Annotated in this window: 13 protein-coding genes; 3 read left to right on the top strand and 10 right to left on the bottom strand. The window is 74.5% G+C overall.

Annotated elements, in window-relative coordinates; translation table 11 throughout:
• Positions 1-28: 28 nt before the first annotated feature.
• A complete protein-coding gene (locus Q4A22_RS05070; RefSeq protein ID WP_303177642.1) occupies positions 29-1,222 on the top strand; it encodes a macrolide 2'-phosphotransferase in 1,194 nt (397 codons plus the stop codon).
• On the opposite strand, the gene Q4A22_RS05065 is transcribed toward Q4A22_RS05070, so the two are convergent.
• A complete protein-coding gene (locus Q4A22_RS05065) occupies positions 1,132-4,671 on the bottom strand; it encodes an ATP-dependent DNA helicase (RefSeq protein ID WP_303177641.1) in 3,540 nt (1,179 codons plus the stop codon). The two genes, Q4A22_RS05070 and Q4A22_RS05065, sit on opposite strands and share 91 nt — an antisense overlap.
• Positions 4,668-8,258 (bottom strand): ATP-dependent helicase, encoded by a 3,591-nt coding sequence (locus tag Q4A22_RS05060; RefSeq protein WP_303177640.1) that lies wholly within the window; start codon positions 8,256-8,258, stop codon positions 4,668-4,670. The genes Q4A22_RS05065 and Q4A22_RS05060 overlap by 4 nt, the downstream gene beginning before the upstream one ends.
• A gap of 65 nt (positions 8,259-8,323) precedes the next feature.
• On the opposite strand from Q4A22_RS05060, the gene Q4A22_RS05055 reads away from it, so the two are divergent.
• A complete protein-coding gene (locus tag Q4A22_RS05055; RefSeq protein WP_303177639.1) occupies positions 8,324-9,166 on the top strand; it encodes a 3'-5' exonuclease in 843 nt (280 codons plus the stop codon).
• A gap of 99 nt (positions 9,167-9,265) precedes the next feature.
• Here Q4A22_RS05055 and hemL read toward each other — a convergent pair whose 3' ends face one another.
• From hemL to hemE, 8 genes are all read right to left on the bottom strand, one after another.
• The gene (hemL, locus tag Q4A22_RS05050) at positions 9,266-10,585 is read right to left on the bottom strand and encodes a glutamate-1-semialdehyde 2,1-aminomutase (RefSeq protein ID WP_303177638.1); all 1,320 of its coding nucleotides are present in this window, start codon (positions 10,583-10,585) and stop codon (positions 9,266-9,268) included.
• A gap of 81 nt (positions 10,586-10,666) precedes the next feature.
• Complete coding sequence (hemB, locus tag Q4A22_RS05045; protein ID WP_303177637.1) at positions 10,667-11,671, bottom strand: porphobilinogen synthase; 1,005 nt, start codon at positions 11,669-11,671, stop codon at positions 10,667-10,669.
• Positions 11,668-12,693: a uroporphyrinogen-III synthase gene (locus Q4A22_RS05040; RefSeq protein ID WP_303177636.1), complete on the bottom strand. Its 1,026-nt coding sequence runs from the start codon at positions 12,691-12,693 to the stop codon at positions 11,668-11,670. The genes hemB and Q4A22_RS05040 overlap by 4 nt, the downstream gene beginning before the upstream one ends.
• A complete protein-coding gene (hemC, locus tag Q4A22_RS05035) occupies positions 12,690-13,634 on the bottom strand; it encodes a hydroxymethylbilane synthase (RefSeq protein ID WP_303177635.1) in 945 nt (314 codons plus the stop codon). The genes Q4A22_RS05040 and hemC overlap by 4 nt, the downstream gene beginning before the upstream one ends.
• Positions 13,631-14,836 carry a ferrochelatase gene (locus Q4A22_RS05030; RefSeq protein ID WP_303177634.1) on the bottom strand — a complete coding sequence of 402 codons (1,206 nt, stop codon included), beginning with the start codon at positions 14,834-14,836 and terminating at the stop codon, positions 13,631-13,633. Before Q4A22_RS05030 ends, hemC begins: the two co-directional genes overlap by 4 nt.
• A gap of 1 nt (position 14,837) precedes the next feature.
• Positions 14,838-15,554, bottom strand: a complete 717-nt coding sequence (hemQ, locus tag Q4A22_RS05025) for a hydrogen peroxide-dependent heme synthase (RefSeq protein WP_303177633.1) — start codon at positions 15,552-15,554, stop codon at positions 14,838-14,840.
• 106 nt (positions 15,555-15,660) lie between these two features.
• A complete protein-coding gene (gene hemG, locus Q4A22_RS05020) occupies positions 15,661-17,145 on the bottom strand; it encodes a protoporphyrinogen oxidase (RefSeq protein WP_303177632.1) in 1,485 nt (494 codons plus the stop codon).
• The gene (hemE, locus tag Q4A22_RS05015) at positions 17,142-18,308 is read right to left on the bottom strand and encodes a uroporphyrinogen decarboxylase (protein ID WP_303177631.1); all 1,167 of its coding nucleotides are present in this window, start codon (positions 18,306-18,308) and stop codon (positions 17,142-17,144) included. Before hemE ends, hemG begins: the two co-directional genes overlap by 4 nt.
• A gap of 133 nt (positions 18,309-18,441) precedes the next feature.
• Between hemE and Q4A22_RS05010 the strand changes: the two genes are divergently transcribed.
• Positions 18,442-19,755, top strand: a complete 1,314-nt coding sequence (locus tag Q4A22_RS05010; RefSeq protein WP_303177630.1) for a glutamyl-tRNA reductase — start codon at positions 18,442-18,444, stop codon at positions 19,753-19,755.
• Positions 19,756-19,771 lie beyond the last annotated feature (16 nt).

Below are 19,771 nucleotides of genomic sequence, written 5' to 3'. Positions count from 1 at the left end.
CGGAGGGTGCGCCGGTAGGGTGGAGTCCGTGAGAACGACCCCCGAACTGCTGGCCGCCGTGGCCGCCGCCGCCGTCCCCGGGCTGGCGCCCGTCGCCACCGGTCCTTCTCCCGACGACGTCGCGGACTTCCGTTCCTGCGTGGTCCAGGACGCCGCCGGGAAGCGGTGGCGCGTGCGCAGCCCCCTGAGCACCGAGGCGAGCATGCGCCTGGAGACCGAGCACCTGGTGCTCCAGGCCTTCACACCCTCGGTGCGCTCCCATTTGCCCTTCCACCTGCCCACCGTGGCCGGTTCCGTGGCGCGCGGCGGGGTGCGCACGTTCGTCTACTCGCACCTGCCCGGACAGACCCTCAGCCTCGCGGAGCTGCAGCGGCAGAACACGGATCCCGAGCCGCCCCGGCACGCGCCGTCCCCCAGTGCCGCACCCCGCGCCCCGCTGGCCGTCCAGCTGGGCCGCGCCCTCGGGGCGCTGCACTCGCTGCCGCGGGCGCTGGTGATGGATGCGGACCTGCCCGCCTACGGCGCGGAGGAGTGCCGCAGGCGCATGCTGCACGACCTCGACCGCGCCGCCGCCACCGGGCGGATCCCCGGTGAGCTGCTGCGCCGCTGGGAGGAGGCCATGGAGGACGTCACGCTGTGGCAGTTCTCCACCCGGGTGGTCCACGGCGACCTCCACGAGGACAACATCACGGTGGACCACGGGACGCTCGTCTCCTTCACCGGGTGGAGCGACCTGCACGTGGGCGACCCCGCCGAGGACTTCACCTGGCTGGTGGGCATGAGCGACCCCGTCTTCGCGGACACCGTGATCGAGACCTACTCCCTGGCCGCCGTGCAGGCCCCCGACCGCCACCTGCTGCGCCGGGCGCACCTGAAGGCCGAGTTCGCCCTCGCGGAGTGGCTCGTGCGAGGTGTGGACCGCGGCATCCCGTCCATGGTGGACAACGCCGAGCGGATGCTCACCACCCTGGCGCAGGACGTGCGGGCCAGCGCCTCGCCCTCCCCCGGTGTTCCCGGAGCGCGGCGCGCCGCCGGGGCCGAGTGCCCGCCCGACGCCGCCGAGGACCCCGGTTCCCGCTCCACGCCGACTGGTTCCACGGCCGTGCGGGGCGCCGCCGCGCGGAACGCGGGTCAGGACTCCGGGACGACGCCCCCCGCCGCCGGAGCCGCACCGGACTCCGGGGTAGCGCCGGACCCCGACGCCGCCGCGCCCCGGGCGTAGAGCCGCGCCACGATCCGCTCCAGCTCCGTCTCGTCCGCGAGGTCGTGCGGGCGCACCACCTGGTTCGCCGCGACGTAGTAGAACGCCGCGGAGACCTGCTCCACGGGGACCTGCCGCAGCCGCGCGAACGCCAACCGGTAGAGGGCCAGCTGCCCGGCCTTCTGACGCAGGTCCCTCCCGTGCGGCACCCGACCGGTCTTCCAGTCCACGAGCTCCCACCCGTGGTCGGTGCGGAACACGGCGTCGATGCGACCGCGCACCGTGAGGGAGCCCACCGGTGTCTCCACGGGCAGCTCCACGGCATACGGCTGGCTGTCCGCCCACGGGCCGCTGCGGAAGGTCTCCGTGAGGCGCGGCAGGTCCAGCTCCTCGTCCACGTGGTCGTCGGCGCCCGGGATCTCGTTGAGGTCCAGGATGGCCGAGTCCTGGAAGTAGTCCTCCACCCAGGAGTGGAACGCGGTTCCCGCCCGCGCCGCGGAGCCGGGCCTGCGGGGCATGGGCCGGCGGAGGTCCGTGATGAACGCGTCCGGGTCCGTGTCCATGGCCACGAGCGCCGAGGCCGAGACGTGCGAGGGCATGTGCACGGCGCGGCGCTGCTCGGAAGCATCCCGCTGGGCGAGGAGCAGCTCCGCCTCACGGCGCCACCGGGTGACCACGGCACCGGACTCCCCGCTCGCGAGCTCCTGGTCCGTGAGCTCCCGGGTGCCCTCGAGACCGCGGTCGCGGACGGCCCGGGCGGTGGCCACCATGCGCTCACGGCGGCCCTCGTGCACGGGCGGGAGGAGCGTCTCGCTCACGTGGTCCTCGGCGTCCCTCGTGACACGGGTGATCCGGGGACCCTCCAGGGGGTCGTAGGGCCACTCGGCGCTGACCACGGTGTCCCGCTGGGGGTTGGTCTCCCCCTCCTGCGGGTCCGCCCACGGTCCGGTCTCGAACCCGCGGGTCCCCTCCTCCGCCATGGCCCGTGCCTCCTCCAGGAACGGAGAGGCCGCCTTGGGCTTGACCACCGTGCCCCGGAACGCGGTCCCCGAGAGTTCCAGGAGGGTCTTGGCGCGGGTGAAGGCGACGTACGCGAGGCGGCGCTCCTCCCGGAGGTCGTGCTCGGCCGCGGCCTCGGAGAACTCCTCGTACGACTCGGCGATCTCCCGCACGTTGTCCACCCGCACGTTCCACTGCGGCAGCTGGGCGGCGTCCCCGCGCAGCGGCCAGGGCAGCTTGGCGGCGTCCCGGCACCACTCGGAGCGGCTGCTGGACGGGAAATCACCCTGGTTGAGCCCGGGCACGTACACGTGGTCCCACTCCAGGCCCTTGGACGCGTGCACGGTGAGCAGCTGCACGGCGTCACGGCGCGTGTGCGACGGCGGCAGGTCCAGCCCGTTCTCCTCCCGGGCCGCGGCGTCGAGCCACGCCAGGAACGCAGGGACGTCGTGGGTGCGCGTGGTGGCGGTGAACTGCACGGCCTGGTCGACGAAGGCGTCCAGGTTGCGGCGAGCGTGCGCGGGGTCCTCCCCGGGCAGCGACGCGAGCTCGATGTCCAGTCCCAGTGCGGTCTCCACCTCGTGCACCACGGTGGTGAGCTCGTCCCCGAGCACCTGGCGCAGCCCCCTGATCTCCTCCAGCAGCGCGCGCAGCCGTCGCATCCCCTCGGGGGTGACGCTGCGGCCCCGCGAGGACGTCCAGCCATCCCGCGGCAGGGTCTCCACGGCCTCGATCAGGCTGGAGCGGTCCACGAGATCGGCCATCACCACGGTCTCCGGCTCTGCATCCTCCTGCGACGCGGTGGTGGCCTGACCGTCCTGCCCGGAGACCTGCTCGTCCTGCGGGGCCTCCGCCTGCTCCCCGCGTGCGGCGCGCTCGTGCCGCCGCTCCAGCTCCGCGGCCCAGTCGCCGAGGGCGGCGAGGTCCCGCGGGCCCAGCCGCCACCGGGCACCCGTGAGCAGCCGCGCGAGGGCGTCCGAGCGGCCCGGATCCGTGAGGACGTGGAGCATGGCCACCACGTCGCAGACCTCGGGCGTGTGCAGCAGGCCACCCAGGCCCACCACCTCGTAGGGCACGTCCAGGGCGTCGAGCTCCAGCCTCAGGGGCTCGAACTGCGCACGGCGCCGGCACAGCACCGCCATGGTCGGCATCTCCTCGGGCAGCTGTCCCTCGTGGGCCCTGCGCACGTCGTGTATCAGCCGCGCCACGGCCTGCGCCTCGTCCGTGTCGGTGGCGTAGCGGCTCACGCGCACGCGGCCCCGCTCCGCGTGCGGCGCGGAGTCCAGGGGCGGGACCTCCAGGCCTCCCGTGGGCCCGTCCCAGGACGGGGGCGTGCGCAGCGGAGCGGCCACCGTGTTGGCGGCTTCCAGCACCGAGAGGCTGTTGCGCCACGCCGTGGTGAGGAAGCTCGTCTCCGCCGGGGCCGCCCCGCCGTCCGGGGTGCGGCGCGGGAAGTTGTGCACGAAGCTGAACAGCTGGCCCGAGGACGCTCCCCGGAACCCGTAGATGGACTGCTGCGGATCCCCCACGGCCATCACGCAGTGCCCGTCCCCGAAGAGACCGGAGAACAGGGCCAGCTGGGCGTGGGAGGTGTCCTGGAACTCGTCCAGCAGCACCACCCTGAAGCGTTCGCGCTCGGTGGCCCGGGCGTGCGGGTCCACCTGCACGATCCGGGCCGCGAGCGCCAGGAGGTCGCCGTAGTCCAGGGCCGACTCCTGGCGCTTCACGGCGTGGAAGCGCTCCACGAGCTGCGCCAGCACCTCGGTCTGCTCCATCCGGGCCAGCGCCTTCGTCACGTCCCCGCCCGGGGTCCGCTTCCGGCCGTCCGGTGGCGCGTCCTGCAGCCGGCGTCGGAACTCGGCGGTGAACTCGCGGATGCGGCGGGTGTCCACCAGGTGCTCGGACGCCTCCGAGGAGAGGGTGATGAGCCCCTTCACCAGGGTGTCGGCGGCGGGGACGGCGCCCGGCAGGGGCCCGTCCCACGCGCGCACCAGCTCACCGGCCAGCTGCCAGGTCTGGGCCTGTCCGAGAAGGACGGTGTCGGACTCGATGCCCAGGCGCAGCCCGTAGCCGCGCACGAGCGAGTTCGCGTAGGAGTGGTAGGTGCTGACCGTGGGTTCCTGCACCGCCTCCGGGGCGTCCTCCTCCGAGGGCTCGTCGATGAGCCCGGCCCGGCGCAGCAGCCTGAGCTTCTGGGCGATCCGCTGGGAGAGCTCGCCGGCGGCCTTGCGGGTGAAGGTGACACCCAGGATCTCCTCGGGACGCACCAGGCCGTTGGCCACCAGCCATGCCACGCGGTCGGACATGGTGGTGGTCTTCCCGGACCCGGCGCCGGCCACGACGAGTCGTGGTGTCAGCGGGGAGGAGATCACCGCGGCCTGCTGCTCCGTGGGAGGGAAGTCCCCGAGCGCCTCGGCGATGTCGTGGGGGGAGTACCTGATGGGCTCCCGTGTGTGGTCCTTCGTGGTCATTTCTCCGTCACCTGTCTTCCCTGGGCACACAGCGGGCACACCCACGGCACCGCGCAGGAGAGGCCGTGCCCGCCGTTGTCCTGCTGCGCGGTGTGGCGCGCCTCGAAGCGGGAACCCGCCATGAGCAGCGCGGCCTGCGTGATGAGGTCCCGGGCCCACAGCTGGTCCTCGTCCAGCGGCTCCTGCTGCTGGACCCCGGGTTTCGCGGCTGCGTCTCCGAGCTGCACCAGGAGCGCGCCGCCGGGCTGGGTCAGGACGGTGCCCTCCGGGAGCTCGATGCGCTCGGGACGCCCGGTGGCGTGCAGGTCCTCGCCACCCGCGCTGCGCTGCATGGCCTCCCCCGCCCCCGCCTGGAGGGCAACCTGGTAGGCGGCGAGCTGCGGGTGATCCGGGAGGTCCTTGGCGGCGGGCTTGTGCTTGCCCGTCTTGAGGTCCACCACCACGTGGCGGCCGTGGGCGTCCACCTCCAGCCGGTCCACGCGCCCGGTGAGCAGCGCGTCCCGCGCGGCCCCGCGCACGAGCACCTGGAAGCCGCCCTCCACGGCCACGAGCTCGCGGCCGTGCTCGGAGCGCATCTCCCGGGTGTACTGGGCGAACTTCCGCAGCATCTTCTCGGCGCGCTCGAGCTCCTGCTCCCCCGTCCAGCCCCGGGGCATCCCCAGGGAGGGCCAACGACGCCGCAGCTCCGCGATCAGTTCCACGGGGCCCGCGTCCGGCATGTGCTCGGCTATGTCGTGCACCAGGGTCCCCAGGCTCCGGCTGAGATCGGTGACCTCGGTGGCACGCGCCTCCGCCACGAACCAGTCGAGGGGCGAGCGGTGGACGGTCTCGATCTTGGACGGGGACACCCGCACGAGGTCCTCCGGGCCGTAGAGGGGCTCCTCCGTGCTTAGGGGGGCCAGGCCCCACCACTGCAGCGGGTCGGCGCCCGGAACGGGATCGGGCAGTGCGGCGAAGTCGTGCAGCAGCCGGGCCGCCGCCTCCCGCTCGCGAGCGGGTGCCCCGTGGTCGTTGAGGGTGCGCCGCAGGGTGCCGGTGAGCTGACGGAGGGTCAGCGGCTCGGGGGCGGCCAGCGTCTCGGGCTCGATCCCGGGGTCCGCACCGCGGCCCTGCGCGACGAGGTCCACGAACTCGGAGGGCTGCTCGTCCTGCGTGGCCACCGCCGTGACCGTGAGCCCCTCCCGCGCACGGGAGACGGCCGTGGCGAACTGGCGCAGCTCGTCGAAGCGGACCTGTCGCAGCCGGTCCACGGCGCCCAGCCGCGTGGCCGCGTCCTCGCCGTGGTCCAGGGCGTCGGTGAGCACGTCGGTGCCGAGCAGCTGGCCGCGCAGCGCGGTGTTGGGCCACACCCCCTGCTGCACGCCCGCCACGACCACGTGCGCCCACTCGCGCCCGGCGGCACCCGCGGGGGTCATGACGGCCACGTTGTCCTCAGCGGGCGCCCGGGCCGCGAGGGTGTCCATGGGAAGCTCCTGGTGGTCCATGTACTCCATGAACGCCCGCGCGGTGGCTCCGGGAACCTGGTCCACGAAGCGTTCGGCGGCCTCGAACAGCCCCACCACGGCGTCCAGGTCACGGTCCGCCCGCACGGACTCGGCGCCACCCGCCAGAGCCCGGCGCCGCCAGCGCGGCCCCACAGCGGAGGCCTCCCACAGCGCCCAGAGGACGGACTCCGCAGTGGCACCAGGCTCGTCCAGCGCCTCCTGACCCGCCTGGAGCATGTCCGCGACGCGCGCGGCGGCATCGGAACGGACCTCGGCGAGTTCCAGCAGCACGCCGTCCGACAGGGCCTGCACCAGCAGGTCGTCGCTGGTGCGTCCGCCGCCCGTGCGCAGCTCCCAGCCGCGCAGGCGCTGCCGGATCCGGCGCACCTCCATGGGGGACGCGCCCCCGATCCGCGACGTCAGCAGGGACACCGCGGTCTTCGCCGTGAGCATGGTGCGCAGCGTTCCGGCGTCCTGCGCGGGGTCCGCGGCCGAGGCCGCGTCGTCCCCGGGTGCCGCCCCCGCCTTCCCGTCGGGGGCGCCGTGGTGCGTCGGAGCGCTCTCGTCCGCCGGGGCGTCGTGGGCGGTGAACTCCTCCCCTGGCGGGTTCTCCCCCGCGGGCTGCTCGGCCGCGAGGAGCAGCCGGAGCGCGTCGAGCAGGGGGATCACCGCGGGCTCGTCCCGCAGGGGGGTCTCCGCGGCGGAGGTGGTGGTGGGGACGCCCAGGGAGGTCAGCTGACGGGTGAGCGCGGAGAGCTGCGAGCCGCTGCGCACGACCACCGCCATCTCCCGGTACGGCACACCCCGCAGGACGTGCAGGCGCAGGAAGTGGTCCGCGCACCACCGGGCCTGCGCCGTGGGCGACTCGAACAGGGCCACCCGCACGGATCCGCCGCACGTGGCCCCGGGCACCTCCGTGGCCGCTGGCTCCTGTGCCGGCGCGGCACCGGGCGCAGGCTCCCCAGCAGGTGCCCCCGCGCCAGTGGCGGTCTCGGTGGCCGCCGCGACGTCCTGGTCATCGGAGTGGAGGACCTCGGGGGCGCGGTCCGCGCGGGCTCCGGCCACCACGGGAATGGCCCGGGCCACCCGCTGCCAGGCCGCGTTCACGTCCTGCGGCATGCGGTGACTCGTGCGCAGGTGCAGCCGCTGCACGGGCCGGGCGGGGGTTCCCACCCGGTCCCCCAGGGTGCGCAGCAGGTCCGGCCGGGCACCGCGGAAGCCCTGCACGGTGGTGTCCGGGTTCGCGGTGAACACGGCGTCCCGACCGCGGGTGAGGACACCCATGAGCCGGTGGGCGGAGGGGGTGGCCTCCTGGAGGTCGTCCACCATGACCACGTCCAGTCGCTGGTGCTCGCGGGCGAGGAAGTCGGGGTTCTCCTCCAGGACCCGGGCCGCGCGGTCCACGAGCTCGGAGGGGTCGAAGGCGTTGGGCATGCGCAGCGCCCGGATCTGCTGGTACTCACGGCGGAACACCGCGGCGGGGCGCCACTCGGGGTGGCCCAGGTGCTCGGCCCACGCGGCGAGCTGCTCCGGCTCCAGCCGGTACTCGTTCATGCGGTCGAACAGCTCCCGCAGCTGTCCGCGGAAGCCCCGGGTGCCGAGGGCCTGGTCCAGGTCCGCGGGCCACACCACGGCACTGCCCTGGCCCTGGGCGTGGCCGCGCATCATGTCCGCGAGGAAGGCGTCCTGCTCGGGCCCGGACAGCAGCACGGGCGGCGAGGACACGCCCGGCAGCAGGCCCTCCGCCTGGGCCCGGCGCAGGACGTCGAACGCGTAGGCCTGCCACGCGCGCACGAGCGGCGTGCTGATGGTGGCCGCGCTGCGACGGCTCACGAGGTCCCGCAGCGTGGCGGCGGACTCCCGGGAGGGCGTGAGCACCAGGATCCGCTGGGGGTCCGCGCCCTCGGCGATCCGCCGCGCAACCCCCTCCACGACCACCGTGCTGCGCCCGGTTCCCGGGGCTCCCAGCACCAGGACGGGCCCGTGCCCGGGGGCGAGCTCCACCACGGTGCGCTGGTCCGGGTCCAGTTCTGCGCCCACCAGATCGGTCTGGGACCCGCGGGGCGGCAGGACGCGCCACGTGACCTCTCGCTGCTTCGGCATGACCGCATCCCACCACGGCCCTCCGACACGCACAAGGGTCCCCGCGTGGCCGGTAGCGTGGGACCATGTCTTCCCCGCAACACCCCGACGACGCCCAGCCCGCCCTCTTCGACGCCCCCGCCCCGCCCGCGGCACCCCCACGGACCGCCACGCCGAGTGCCGGGACCGAGCAGCCCGCGCTGTTCGAGGGACCACCCGAGACCCTGTCCGGGACGGAGGCCAGCTCGTGGACCTCCAGCCCGCGGGTGAGCTTCGACCTGGAGACCACGGGCCGCGACCCGCAGCAGGCGCGCATCGTCACCGCCTCGGCCGTGCTCGTCTCCCCCGCCGGGGAGGTTCTTCAGCAGTGGGAGTGGCTCGCGGACCCGGGGGTGGAGATCCCCGCCGAGGCCGCCGCGGTGCACGGCGTGAGCACCGAGCGCGCCCGCGCCGAGGGCCGGCCGGTCGCAGAGGTCACCGCCGAGCTGGCACAGCTGCTGGCGGGGTTCTGGGACAGGGGGACCCCCGTGCTGGCCTTCAACGCCGCCTACGACCTCACGGTGCTCACGCGCGAGTGCGAGCGCCACGGCCTGCCCGTCCCGCGGCCGCACCCGGTCCTGGACCCGTTCGTGCTCAACAAGCAGGTGCACCGCTACCGCCGCGGCAAGCGGACCCTGGGGGCGCTGTGCGAGGAGTACGGCGTGGTGCTCGACGCCGCCCACACCTCCGCCGCGGACGCCCTGGCCACGGAGCGGCTCGCGAGCACCATGGCCGAGCGCTTCGCCGAGCTGCGGCAGCCCGCGGCCGCCCTCCACGAGCTGCAGATCCGCTGGGCCGTCGAGCAGGCCGCCTCGCTGCAGGAGTACTTCCGGCGCAAGGACCCCGCCGCCGTGGTGGACGGGACCTGGCCCGTGCACCCGCTGCCCTAGCCGCGGGGCACGACGACGGCGCGGCACCCCGGGAGGTGCCGCGCCGTCGTCGTGCGTGCGGTGTGCGTGGCCCGTGGCCGTCAGCCAGGACGGACCGGCTCAGTCCTGCGGAGGCCGTGCCTCGGCGGCGGCCTGGGCCGCGGCGGGCAGGGCCGAAAGGATCCGGTCCATGGCGGAGTCGTCGTGCGCCGCGGAGAGGAACCACGCCTCGAACACGGAGGGCGGCAGGTAGACGCCGGCGTCCAGCATCGAGTGGAAGAACGGCGTGTACCGGAAGCTCTCCTGGGCCTTCGCGTCGGCGTAGTCGTGGACCCCCCTGGCGCGCGTGCCGAACGCCACGGAGAACAGGTTGCCCGCCTCCTGGATGGAGTGGTCGACACCTGCGGCGTCCAGGGCCTCGCGCAGACCGGCGCGCAGCTGCTCGGAGCGGCGGTCGATGGTCTGGTAGGCCGCCGCGTCCGCGCACTTGAGAGTGGCCAGGCCCGCGGCCATCGCCACCGGGTTCCCGGACAGGGTGCCCGCCTGGTAGACGGGGCCTGTGGGTGCCAGATATTCCATGATGTCCCGGCGCCCGCCGAGCGCGGCGGTGGGCAGCCCGCCGCCGATCACCTTGCCGAACGTGAACAGGTCCGGCGCCCAGGTCTCCCCGGCGGCGTCGCTCAGACCCCAGTAGCCCGCCTCGTGGACGCGGAAGCCCGTGAGCACCTCGTCCAGGATCATCAGGGCGCCGTTGTCCCGGGTGATCCGCCGGATCTCGGCGTTGAAGCCGTTCTCCGGGGTGACCACGCCCATGTTGCACGGGGCGGCCTCCGTGATGACCGCGGCGATCTCACCGGGGTGCTCGGCGAAGACAGCCTCGAGGGCGGGGACGTCGTTATAGGGCAGCACGAGCGTCTGGGCGGCGGTGGCCGCCGTGACCCCCGCCGAGCCGGGCAGGGCCAGCGTGGCCACGCCGGAGCCGGCCTCCGAGAGCAGGGAGTCCACGTGGCCGTGGTAGCACCCGGCGAACTTCACCACGAGGTCCCGCCCCGTGTAGCCGCGGGCCAGGCGCAGGGAGGTCATGGTGGCCTCCGTGCCCGTGGAGACCATGCGGATCTCCTCCAGGGGACCCACGCGGTCCACCACGAGCTCCGCGAGCTCGGTCTCCCCACGGGTGGTGGCGCCGAAGCCCAGACCGCGCTCCACGGCCTCGTGCACCGCCTCGGTGACCACGGGGTGGGCGTGGCCCAGCAGGGCCGGGCCCCACGAGCACACGAGGTCCACGTACTCCCGCCCGTCCACGTCCGTGAGGTACGGGCCCTTGGCGGCGGCGATGAACGGCGGGGTGCCGCCCACCGAGTTGAACGCGCGCACGGGCGAGTTCACGCCGCCCGGCATCACGCGGCGGGCACGGTCGAACAGTTCCTGGGAAACACTCATGAGATCACTTCATTCCTTTCGCCGGGAGCACGTCCCGGGGACACCGTGGCGCACCGGGCAGACCGCGCGGACGCGGGGCACTCACCGGCCGTTCTCCTGGTGGAACCACCGGGCGAGCTCGGAGGCGTAGTAGGTGAGGATGGAGCTCGCACCGGCCCGCTTGATGGACAGCACTGACTCGCGGACGGCGGCGTCACGGTTGATCCAGCCGTTCGCGGAGGCGGCCTCGATCATCGCGTACTCGCCGGAGATCTGGTAGGCGGACACCGGCACGGGGGACGCGTCCGCGACCTCCCGCAGGATGTCCAGGTAGCTCATGGCCGGCTTGACCATGACCATGTCCGCACCCTCGTCCAGGTCCGCCTGCAGCTCCACCATGGCCTCGCGCCGGTTGGCGGGGTCCATCTGGTAGGTCTTGCGGTCGCCCGTGAGGGTGGAGTCCACAGCCTCGCGGAACGGGCCGTAGAAGGCGGAGGAGTACTTGGCGGTGTACGCGAGGATGGAGACGTCCTCGTGGCCGGCCGCGTCCAGGGCGGCACGGATCACGCCCACCTGCCCGTCCATCATCCCGGACGGGCCCAGCACGTGCGCCCCGGCCTCGGCCTGCGCCACGCCCATGCGGCCGTAGAGCTCCAGGGTGCGGTCGTTGTCCACGCGGCCCTGCTCGTCCAGCACACCGCAGTGGCCGTGGTCCGTGAACTCGTCCAGGCAGAGGTCCGCCATCACCACGATGTCGTCCCCCACCTCCTCGCGCACCGCGCGGATGCCGCGGTTGAGGATCCCGTCCGGGTCCAGGGCCGCGGAGCCCTCCGCGTCGCGCGTCTCGGGCACGCCGAACAGCATGAAGCCGCCCAGCCCCAGCTCCACGGCCTCCGCCGCGGCGCGCCTGAGGGAGTCCATGCTGTGCTGGACCACGCCGGGCATCGAGGACAGCGGCTGGGGCTCGCTCAGCCCCTCCTTCACGAACACCGGGAGGATCAGCTCGGAGGGTGCCACCCGGGTCTCGGCCACCAGTCGGCGCATGGCCGGGGTGGTGCGCAACCGCCGGGGGCGGTTCACGAGGTCGTAGGTCACGTCGTCGTTCATCTGCTGCTCTCCTGCTCGTTCTCGTCGTTCACGTCGTTCTGCCGTCTCGGGTCTGGTGGTGGCTCGCGCTCCGTGGCCGGCACGGGGTGTCCCCCGCCGGGGCGGACGACGCCGCCGGGCGGGGCCAGGGCCTCCGTCACCGCGTCCGCGAGCGCCTCCGGTGCGGGTCGCGCGGCAGTCACCGGGACCACGCCGCGCTCCCGCAGGGCCCGCGCGGTGGGCTCGCCGATCGCGATCCACGCGGTGCCCGCGGCCGGGGTGTTCCCGTCCAGCAGGGCTGCGGCCCGCGACGGCGCCGTGACCACCACCGCGCGCACCGTTCCCGCGGCGCACGCGGCCCGGGCCTCGTCCGTCCCCAGCCGTCGCAGCCCGTGGTCGGCGCGGTCCTCGGTGAGGGGGCGCTCGGCGGGCACCGGGACCATCTCGTAGGCGATGGCCCGCGCGACACGGCACCCGGCGGCCGTCAGACCGTCCGCGAGGGTGCCGGAGGCCAGCGCGGACGCCGGCAGCAGCGCACGGGGGGCGGTGGCGCCCCGGTGGGTGCCGGGTTCCTCGGGCCACTCGGCAAGCATTCCTGCGGCGCTGGAGGTGGCGGTGGGAACGAAGTCCACACCCACACCGTACGCCGCCAGGGCCCGGGTGGTGGCAGTCCCCACCGCGGCGACCCGCAACCGGGGGGCGGGCCCCGGGACACCGGGGCCTGAGCGCACGGAGGGAGGCACCGCGGCGTCGTCGTGCCCGGGTGCGCCGTGGCGGGCGGCCTCGAGAGCGGGACCCCAGTCGGCGGTCCCCGCCACGGCCGCAAGGGCCGCGACCGTGGTGGCCGAGGTCACGCAAAGCCAGGTGGGCGCCGTGGGGTGCGCCGCCTCGCGCAGCAGCGCCCGCAGGGGTTCGGTGTCCGCGGGGAGCTGGGCCTCGAGCAGGGGGGCCGCCCACGGCTCCCACCCGCGGTCCCGCAGCAGCTCGGCCAGGGGCCGGGCGGACGCGGGATCACGGGTGACGAGCACGCGGGGAGCGCTCACAGGCTCAGCCGCGCCAGTCGCCCGGCGCCGTGGGCCAGCAGGTCGTCGGCGACCCTGCGGCCGAACGCCTCGGCGGCCGCCGGGGTGTCCACCCGGAGGCTCTCGCTGCGGCGCATGACCTCGGAGCCGTCCGGGTTGGCCACCACCACGTCCAGCTCCAGCACACCGTCCACGAGGCGGGCGAACGTGCCCACGGGAGCCGCGCACCCGGCCTCCAGCTGGGCGAGCACCGCACGCTCGGCGGTGACCGCGAGCCGCGTGGGCTGGTGGTCCACCGCCGCGAGCGCGCTGGCCAGCCGAGAGTCCGGGTCCAGCTGCGCGCTCACCTCGAGCGCGAGCGCGCCCTGGCCGGGCGCCGGGAGCATCACGTGCGGGTCCAGGTACTCGGTGATGCGCCCCTCCAGACCCAGGCGCCGCAGTCCCGAGGCGGCGAGCACCACGGCGTCCAGGTCCCCGGGGTCACCGGGGTGCACGCGGTTGAGGCGGGTGCCCACGTTGCCCCGGATGTCCACGATGGTGAGGTCCGGGCGCAGGGCGCGCAGCTGGGCCACGCGCCGCGGCGAGCCCGTGCCCACCGCCGCGCCCTCGGGCAGCTGCGCGAGGGTGAGGCCGTCCCGGGCGCACAGGGCGTCCCGGGGGTCCTCCCGCTCCGGCAGGGCGGCGATGCGCAGTCCTGCCACCGTGGCGGTGGGCAGGTCCTTGAGGGAGTGCACAGCGAGGTCCACCCGCCCGTCCAGGACCTGGGACCGCAGAGCGGTGGCGAAGACCCCGGTTCCCCCCAGCTGGGAGAGGGGCCCGGTGAGGACGTCCCCCTCCGTGCGCACCGTCACGAGCTCGTGCTCCGGCCCGCCCGCCCGGGTGACCGCCTCCGCGGCCCACCGGCTCTGGGTCATGGCCAGCTGCGAACCGCGGGTCCCCACCGTGAAGACGGCACCACTCACCGGTAGACCACCTCGCCGGCGTGGTCCAGACCCACCGGGATGGGCTCCCCCACGGGCCGCTGGGCGATCGTGGGGCGCGGTTCGCTCTGTCCGCGCAGCACCTTGACGCAGCAGTCCGGCGCGCAGGTGTCGAACCAGGTGCCCTGCGCGCACGCGGAGACGCGCGGCGGCGCGGTGGGCGTGCCCAGGCGCTGCTCCACGAGGTCCGCGAGCGCGGCCACGAAGTCCGGATCCGTGCCGGCGGTGGGGATGCGCTCGAACTCCAGCCCCGCCTCGGCGGCGGCCTCACGGGCCTCCGTGTCCAGGTCCCACAGCACCTCCATGTGGTCGGACACGAAGCCCAGCGGCACCACGGCCACCCCGGTGACGTCCTGTCCGGGCAGGGACTCGATGACGTCGCAGATGTCCGGCTCCAGCCACGGCACCTGCGGGGGCCCGGAGCGGGACTGGTACACCAGCTCCCACTCGACCCCGGCCATGGGCTCCCCCACCTGCTCCACGATCCAGCGGGCGGCGGCGAGGTGCTGGGCCACGTAGGCCGAGTTCTCCTCGAAGCTCATCCGCTGGGACCCCGCGGCGTTCGCGTCCGTCATGGGGACGGAGTGGGTGGTGAACAGCACCCGCAGGTCTCCGTCCGTGCGCTCGCGCAGGGCGAGCAGGGAATCGCGCAGCTTGGTGGCGTAGGGGCGCAGGAAGCCCTCGGAGTCGTAGTACTGCCGGATCTTCTCCACGTGCATCTCGTCCTGCAGCCCGGTCTCCTCCAGGCCCACACCGTAGTCCTCGCGGTACTGGCGGCAGCTGGAGTATCCGGAGTAGGCGCTCGTGGCGAGCACCAGCAGGTCCCGGTGGCCCTGCGCGTGGCACTCGCGCAGCACGTCCGCCACGTAGGGGTCCCAGTTGCGGTTGGCCAGCAGCACGGGCAGCTCCACGCCACGGCGCCGCAGCTCGGCCTCCAGGGCGTCGCGCAGGGCACGGTTCTGGGCGTTGATGGGGCTCACACCGCCGTTCGCACGGTAGTGGGTGGCCACCTCCTCGAGCCGCTCGTCCGGGATGCCGCGCCCGCGCGTGACGTTGCGCAGGAACGGGATCACGTCCTCCTGACCCTCGGGCCCCCCGAAGGAGGAGAGGATCAGGGCGTCGAAAGAGTGGGGCTCGTTGGCGCGCGCGGCGCTGAGCGTATTGGTCTCTGGGGTTGCGGTCATCTCAGTCGAGCACCTCGGCGATCTCTTCGGTGGTGATCCTGCGGCCCGTGTAGAACGGGGTCTCCTCGCGGACGTGGAGACGGGCCTCGGTGTTGCGGAAGTGGCGCATGATGTCCACCAGGTCCACGAGCTCGGGGGCCTCCAGGGCCAGCAGCCACTCGAAGTCGTTGAGCCCGAAGCACGCGATGGTGTTCGCGAGCACCTGGGGGTACTCCCGCGCCTTCATGCCGTGGTTCTTGAGCATCTCGTTGCGGCGCTCGGCGTTCATGTAGTACCACTCGTAGGAGCGCACGAAGGGGTACACGCACACCCACTTCTGCGCCTCCTGCCCCCGTGCGAACGCCGGCGAGTGGTTGCGGGTGAACTCCGCGTCCCGGTGCACGCCCATGGCGTTCCAGGACTGGCGGGTGCCCGCCAGCAGCGGCTCGCGGCGCAGCTCGCGCACCGCGGCCTGCAGCTCCTCCGGGTCCGGGCCGGTGAGCCACACCATCAGGTCCGCGCTCTCGCGCATCCCGGAGACGTCGTACACGCCGCGAACGGTCATCCCGCGCTCGGCGAGCCGGGCCACCAGGGCGTCGAAGGACTCCCGGTTGGCCTGCGAGTCCGCGTCCTGCGGACGGTTGCCCGTGCGCTCCAGCACGGTGTACGCGGCCCAGTGCAGCGTCTCCCCGCCGTGCTCGCCCGACCCCTGTGCGGTGGTGCTTGCGTGCTCACTCATGCCGTGCTTCCTTTCGCTGTCTTCCTCTTCTGCTCCGCCGCCGCGCCACGGCGCGCGGGCCGGGCGTGCGACGTCGACGACGCCGCCCCGCCTCCCGCGCCGCGCGTCACGTGGCGGCGTCGAATCCGTGTCTGGCGAGCAGTGCCGCCACCTGCCGCCGGGTGTCCGCGACGACCGCCGCGAGCCCGGTCCCGGACAGCCAGGCCCCCACGGCCACGGCGTCCGGGATGTCCGTGAGGGCGCGCCGGAAGCCCGTGACCCGGGCGCTGTGCCCGGCGTCCGTGCGCGGCAGCGCCGCGTGCCACCGGATCACGTCCGCCCCGACCAGCTGCCCCGGTTCGAGGGGCACGCCCAGCAGGGTGGCGGCGTCCCCGAGGGCCAGGGAGATCAGGTGCGTGTCCTCGAGGGTCACCTCGGGAGAGGGCCCGGCGCCCCGGGCGGTGGCACGGCCGTAGGAGAGCCGCACCACGTGGCGGTGCTCCCCCGCCTCGCGGGCCACCCACTGCCACTTGGCGCTCGAGTGGGTCAGGGCCTTGGCGCGGACGTCGTGGACGTCGTCGCTCACGAGCACGCCCGTGCCGCGCGGGGCGGCGTCGAGCGCGGGGGCGTCCAGCACCAGCGTGGCGAGCGCGATCCGCGGTCCCGAGCGCGGGGTGTAGTTCTGGGCGTCCGGCATGTGCGAGCCCATGAGCCGCACGGAGGTGGGCCCGTCCGCCGCCATCACGAGCAGCTCCCCGCGGGCCACAGCGGTCTTGTCCCCGTCCGTGGGCTGGCGCTGGATGACCATCCACCCCGGTCGGCGCGGGTCGCGGTCCAGGGCGATGACGTCGTAGCGGGTCACGAGCTTCACGCCCAGCCGCTCGGCGTCCCGGACAAGGCGTTCGCTGAGCAGGTTCATGCCGCCGTCGATCCCGGCCACGTTGGCGCCGGCGGGGCTCGCGGCACGCAGCGCACCCGCCGCCGCGCCCAGGCTGCCGAGCTCGCGCACCTTGGCCCGCAGCCCGGGCGCCACGGCGTCGACGTCGAGCTGGTCCGGGTGGGTGGAGTACACGCCGGAGACGAAGGGGCTGACGAGGCGCTCCACCACGCGCTGACCCATGCGCGCGCGCACGAGCCCGCCCACGGTGCGCTCCCCCGCACCCACGCGGACCGGGAGCATCCTGTCCATCCGCGCCCGTGCCACCCCGGCGCGTCCCAGCGGCTCGCGCAGCTCGGGGTCCGTGGGATCCGCGGGGATCCCCAGCACTCCGGAGCGGGGTGCGCGGACCGCGCCCTCGGGCAGGTACAGCCAGGACCCGGCGGGATCCGGGGTGACCATGCGGTCCGTGAGCCCGAGCTCCGCCATGAGCTCGGGCACGGCGGTGGAGCGCGTGGCGAAGGACTCGGCACCCGAGTCCAGCACCAGACCCGCGACCTCGTGCGCGCCCACGGCACCGCCGAAGTGGTCCGAGGCCTCCACGAGGGTCACGCGCAGCCCGGCGGCGGCGAGGTCCCGTGCGGCCGTGAGACCGGCGACACCACCGCCCACCACCAGGGCGGTGCGGGGGCGCCGCGTGCCGCTGCGCCGCGCGTCGGCGGAGGAAGTTGTCACCGGGTCTCCTCGTGGATGAAGCTCACCAGATCGCTCAGGACGTCCGGGTCCGTTCCCGGGGGGACGCCGTGGCCCAGGTTGACCACGTGTCCCGGGGCAGCACGGCCCCGGCGCAGGACGTCCCGGGTGTGCTCGTGGAGAACGTGGCGGGGAGCTTCCAGCAGAGCCGGGTCGATGTTGCCCTGCACCACGGTACGCCCACCCAGCCGGCGGGAGGCCTCGTCCAGGGTGATGCGGTGGTCCACGCCCACGGCGTCCGCCCCGGCGTCCCGCATGGCGGCGAGCAGCTCCCCCGTGCCGGTGCCGAAGTGGATGCGCGGGACACCCAGGTCCGCGACGGCGTCCAGGGCCTGCGCGGAGTGCCGCTGGACGTGCGCCTCGTAGTCCGCGAGGGACAGGGAGCCGGCCCACGAGTCGAAGAGCTGCACGGCGGACGCCCCGGCCTCCACCTGGGCGCGCAGGAACGCCCCGGAGGTGCGGGCGGCCCAGGACGCCAGCGCCTCCCAGGAGGCGGGGTCCGCGTGCATCATGGTGCGCGGGCGCAGGTGGTCCCGGGACGGGCCGCCCTCCACGGCGTAGGCGGCGATGGTGAACGGGGCGCCGGCGAAGCCGATCAGCGGGGTGTCCCCCAGCTCCGCCACGGTGCGGGCCACCGCCTCCCGGACGGGGTCCAGCGCGGCGTCGGAGAGCTCGGGCAGCGCCGCGACGTCCGCGGCCGTGCGCACCGGGTGCTCCAGGACGGGCCCGCGGCCGGCCACGATGTCCACGTCCACGCCGGTGAGCTTCATGGGCACCACGATGTCGGAGAAGAAGATGGCGGCGTCCACGCCGTGGCGGCGCACCGGCTGCAGCGTGATCTCAGCGGCCAGGTGCGGGGTCAGGCAGGCCTCCAGCATGCCGGTGCCCTCCCGCGCCGCGCGGTACTCCGGCAGCGAGCGCCCGGCCTGTCGCATGAACCACACCGGCGCGTGCCGCGCGGGCTGGCCCCGCAGAGTGCGCAGCAGCGGGGAACCCGCCACCCCGGCCGCCCGCAGCGGGTGGCCCTCGGGCAGCGCGGGGAACGCGTCCCGCCCGTTCGTGGCGGCGGCCCTCCCGGGCACGGCGGCGCCCTCGGCGCAGTGGGGGGCGGAGGAGTCGGCGGCGCGCTCGTTCTGGGAAGCCATAGTGGTCCCATTGTGCCAAAGGACTCCGACGTGTTTTGGTGACGCACCGTCCCCTCCTTCGGCCTCCCTGCGCGGGCCCGGCCGGTGGCTATGCTGAGCGCACCAGAATGACTTCGTCTAGGATGGCTGGATTGTGGTTCTCTTCTGTCTTGTCGCATCTCACCGATCCGTTGATCTCAACACCGTCGCGCGGTTGAGCACCGGGGCCCTCGGAGTGGCCGAGGAAGCCGTCTCCCGCGGGGCGCTGCAGGGAGCCATCACACTGTCCACGTGCAACCGCCTGGAGCTCTACGGCGAGCTCGCGGACGACGGCCCGTGCGACGTCGCCGGCGCCGAGCAGGCGCTGGTGGAGCGCGTGGCGCAGCGCGCGGGCCTGGACGAGCGCTTCGTCCTGGAGACCATGGACGCCTACCAGGGCCCGGAGGTCCCGCGCCACCTGTTCACCGTGGTGTCGGGGCTGGAGTCCGCAGTGGTGGGCGAGCGCGAGATCACCGGGCAGGTGCGACGCGCCCTGGGCCAGGCCCGGCAGTCCGGGACCGCCTCCGCGCACCTGGTGCAGCTCTTCGAGGCCGCCGCCCGCACGGCTCGGGAGGTGGGGGCACGCACCGGCCTGGGCGAGCGCGGGCGCTCGATCGTCTCCGTGGCCCTGGACCTCGCGGACGACATCACCCCCGGGGACTGGCCCCACCGCCACGCCCTGGTGTTCGGGACCGGCGCCTACGCCGGCGCCACCATGGCCGCCCTGCGCGACCGCGGGTGCGCGGACATCGAGGTGTACTCCGGCTCCGGGCGCGCGGAGCAGTTCACGGACCAGCGCGGCGGCTCACCCGTCACCGGCGTGGAGCTGCCCGCGGCCCTGCGCCGCGCGGACGTGATCATCGGCTGCTCCGGCGGCTCGGCGCCCATGCCCGCCTCGGCGTTCCCCGGTGGTCCGCGCACCGTGATCGACCTGGCGCTCGCACGGGACTTCGACCCCGCCGTCGCCGACCTCCCCGAGGTGGAGCTGATCACCCTGGAGTCGGTGCGCGTGGCCGCGCCCGAGGAGACCAGGGAGTCCGTCACCGCGGCGCGCGAGATCGTCGAGCACGCGGCGGAGGGCTTCGAGGCCGCCCAGAACGCGCGGACCATGGACCAGGCCATCGTGGCCCTGCGCAAGCACACCATGGCGGTGCTGGACGCCGAGCTGGAGAAGGTCCGCACCCACCACGGCTGCACCGGGGCGGAGGACCAGATCGAGATGGCCATGCGCCGGATGGTCAAGTCCCTGCTCCACACCCCCACGGTCCGGGCGCGCCAGCTGGCCGCCGAGGGGCGCGCGGACGAGTACATCACCGGCCTGGAGGCGCTGTACGGGCTGCAGGTCGCCCCGCCACAGGTCTCCGACCCCGCCCAGGACGCCACCGGGGACTCCCCCGTGGCAGCCCCGCGCTCCCGCGCCGCGGGGTAGGCACCGTTCCGGACAC

This window comes from Kocuria sp. (assembly GCF_030530945.1).
Classification (GTDB): domain Bacteria; phylum Actinomycetota; class Actinomycetes; order Actinomycetales; family Micrococcaceae; genus Kocuria.
The sequence above is the reverse complement of the archived record's forward strand: the minus strand, read 5'-3'. Positions and strand labels throughout refer to the sequence as shown.